Annotated in this window: 4 protein-coding genes; all 4 read right to left on the bottom strand. The window is 32.2% G+C overall.

The genetic code is table 11. The features are described from left to right. Positions 1-835, bottom strand: an 835-nt coding sequence (locus tag F6K13_RS28330; RefSeq protein WP_287289184.1) for an ATP-binding cassette domain-containing protein, incomplete at its 3' end; no start/stop codon positions are given. Between the two features lie 193 nt (positions 836-1,028). Continuing rightward, complete coding sequence (locus F6K13_RS28325) at positions 1,029-1,166, bottom strand: hypothetical protein (protein ID WP_240038973.1); 138 nt, start codon at positions 1,164-1,166, stop codon at positions 1,029-1,031. Between the two features lie 282 nt (positions 1,167-1,448). Further along, complete coding sequence (gene folE, locus F6K13_RS28320) at positions 1,449-2,087, bottom strand: GTP cyclohydrolase I FolE (protein WP_124145316.1); 639 nt, start codon at positions 2,085-2,087, stop codon at positions 1,449-1,451. Positions 2,088-2,211: 124 nt separating this feature from the next. Beyond that, positions 2,212-2,456, bottom strand: a 245-nt coding sequence (locus F6K13_RS28315; RefSeq protein ID WP_287289182.1) for a GTP-binding protein, incomplete at its 5' end; no start/stop codon positions are given.

The raw sequence follows: 2,456 nt of genomic DNA, 5'->3' as shown, positions 1-2,456 counted from the left end.
CATGAATAGCTGCTGCAAAATGCAGATTATCAACTAGGGTTCCTGTCCATTGTGGCAACTCTTGAGGAACGTATGCTATTTGTTGTTTGATTTTGTACCAAGATTTATCTTTTGATTTTGTCAAACCTGGATATTTAATAATACCGCTGGTTTGGTGTAACTCACCAGCAATTATTCTTAATAAAGTCGTTTTTCCATTACCATTTTCACCAACAAGAGAGGTTATTTCACCAAATTTTAATTCTAATCCCGATACAGATAACTGGAAGTCTGTTAATCTACCTGAATATTTTTTGGTGATATTTATTATATTAGCTACTACATTAATATTAGAGCTTTTAATACTTGATTTTTTTTGCTTTTTCCATGATTCCTTTATTTGTTCGTATGAAGTTTTTGGTATATTTTTTTCGGTATTTTCTTGGTCTAGATGTTTTTTATTAACATTGGTAGTATTATCTTTTGAATTAGATTTGGAAGGAGACTTATTGTTATTTTCTTGTGGAGGAACAACTGTGGGTATTGGTGAGTAATCTTTTCTATATTCTTCAACTATTAAATCAACAAATTCTAAAACAGAAAAAGTTAAACCTGAAAATTTTTCCCTGATAGTTTCTTCTGAAGAACTAGACTTTCGTTTATCTTCTCTCAGTTTAGTATAGCGACGCTGAAAATCAATTGCTTCATATTTACGTTTTTTATAAACTGCAAAATCATCAGCAAAATCCATTACTCTTTTAGTAGCTAAATCAAGCTGATTATCTTGAATAAGCTTTTTTATTTCTTGCTGAAAGTCTTCAGGTTGTCGATTTAGTTTTTCTGATTCTGCTGGCATTACTTGCATCCTAAGTTGGTCTAAATTAAATATTAACACCAACCATTTTCTGCCTAGTTCAATACATAACCATATACAGTTTCTATCTCTGTTTCTGTTAAACAGTCTTTGTAAGCTTACATATTATTTTTCCCATTCTTAACCAAGTAAGCGATCACCTTCACAAAATCTAGTTTATTTTTTTCTAAAGTCTCTATTTTGAAATTTTTTCCCATCTAACAATATTACCTCCATTAGCATGACAACCTACACAATGAATCTGAAAAAGTTCCACACCTTCTGTCATTTCTGCACCTAATTCATTAGGTATTTTCGTAACATGGAAAAACATAAATATTAATAAACAGGACTTACGCAAAAATCAGGTTTAGCAACTAAATTTCGTGCTTTAAAAAACAATAATTAGGGCAATAAACCCGGTTTCTTGTTTGGGTGCGTAAGTCCTGTTACATTTATTGATGCTCATCTACTTGGTAACTCGATAGGAGCAATCCTAAGTATGGGGCAAAAAGTCTCTTCCTTTCTGATTTTAGTATTAATGCTTTTTGTCTTAGCATCATCAGAAATTTTAATACCAATCAACTTTTAATTATTGTCGCTTAACTTAAAAAAACTAATGAAAAGAATTACTATGCTTAATTAAACTCATAAATTCTTGACGAGTTTTCACATCATCAGCAAAAACACCACGCATAGCGCTAGTAGTTGTCCAAGAACCTGGTTTTTGTACTCCACGCATGACCATACACATATGAGTTGCTTCAACAACTACAGCAACACCTAAAGGCTGAAGTAATCCTTGAAGTGCATCAGCTATTTGTGCTGTTAGACGTTCTTGTACCTGTAAACGTCGGGCATACATTTCACAAATTCGAGCAATTTTTGATAGTCCAATTACTTTTCCATTAGGAATATATGCTACATGAGCGCGACCAAGAATAGGCAAAATATGATGCTCGCAAGAGCTAAAAAGATCGATATCTCGAACTAAAACCATCTCTGAGATATCTTCATTAAAAACAGCTCCATTCAACAATTCATCTAGAGATTGATGATAACCTGAAGTGAGAAATTTTAGGGCTTTTACAACTCGTTTGGGAGTATCTAATAATCCTTCTCGGTCTGGATTTTCTCCTAATCCTATTAATAAAGTTCTCACCGCTTGAATCATTTCAGCTTCTGTAACAGGAGGCTGAGATTTTGTTTTCAAATCATTGGTAGAAACAAAATCTGGAACTGTTGGTAAAGTCATAATTGAAAGGCTTTAAGCTTAATATTTTGTTGAACAGTTTGGCAGATATTTTCCCACATAAATTTCTGATTAATTATGGGAATTCTTACCTGCGATTTATCTGAGAATAGCTACTCTTAATTTATCACATAGTTAGACAGTTTGTTAAATCTTGTTGAATAATTAATGGATTCAAATTTCGTCCAATTAATACTAACTGATTTGTCGGAGTAGTTGACCATTCCTCTACTTGCATATCATAGCGTTTACCGCTCAATTGAAATATATGTTTTGATTCACTTTCTTTGAACCAAAGAATTCCTTTTGCTCTAAATATATTATCTGGTAATTCATCTAGAAAATTATGTTGAAATTTGAGGGCAGAAAAAA

The sequence above is a fragment of the Okeania sp. SIO2B9 genome, assembly GCF_010672505.1.
In the GTDB taxonomy this organism is placed as follows: domain Bacteria; phylum Cyanobacteriota; class Cyanobacteriia; order Cyanobacteriales; family Microcoleaceae; genus Okeania; species Okeania hirsuta.
Note: the sequence above shows the minus strand (reverse complement) of the source record. Positions and strands in the feature narration are given on the sequence as shown.

Bases quoted from the DNA above. Each gene is read 5' to 3' on its own strand.
- F6K13_RS28325 (WP_240038973.1), bottom strand. From the start codon at position 1,166: ATGTTTTTCCATGTTACGAAAATACCTAATGAATTAGGTGCAGAAATG.
- folE (WP_124145316.1), bottom strand. From the start codon at position 2,087: ATGACTTTACCAACAGTTCCAGATTTTGTTTCTACCAATGATTTGAAA.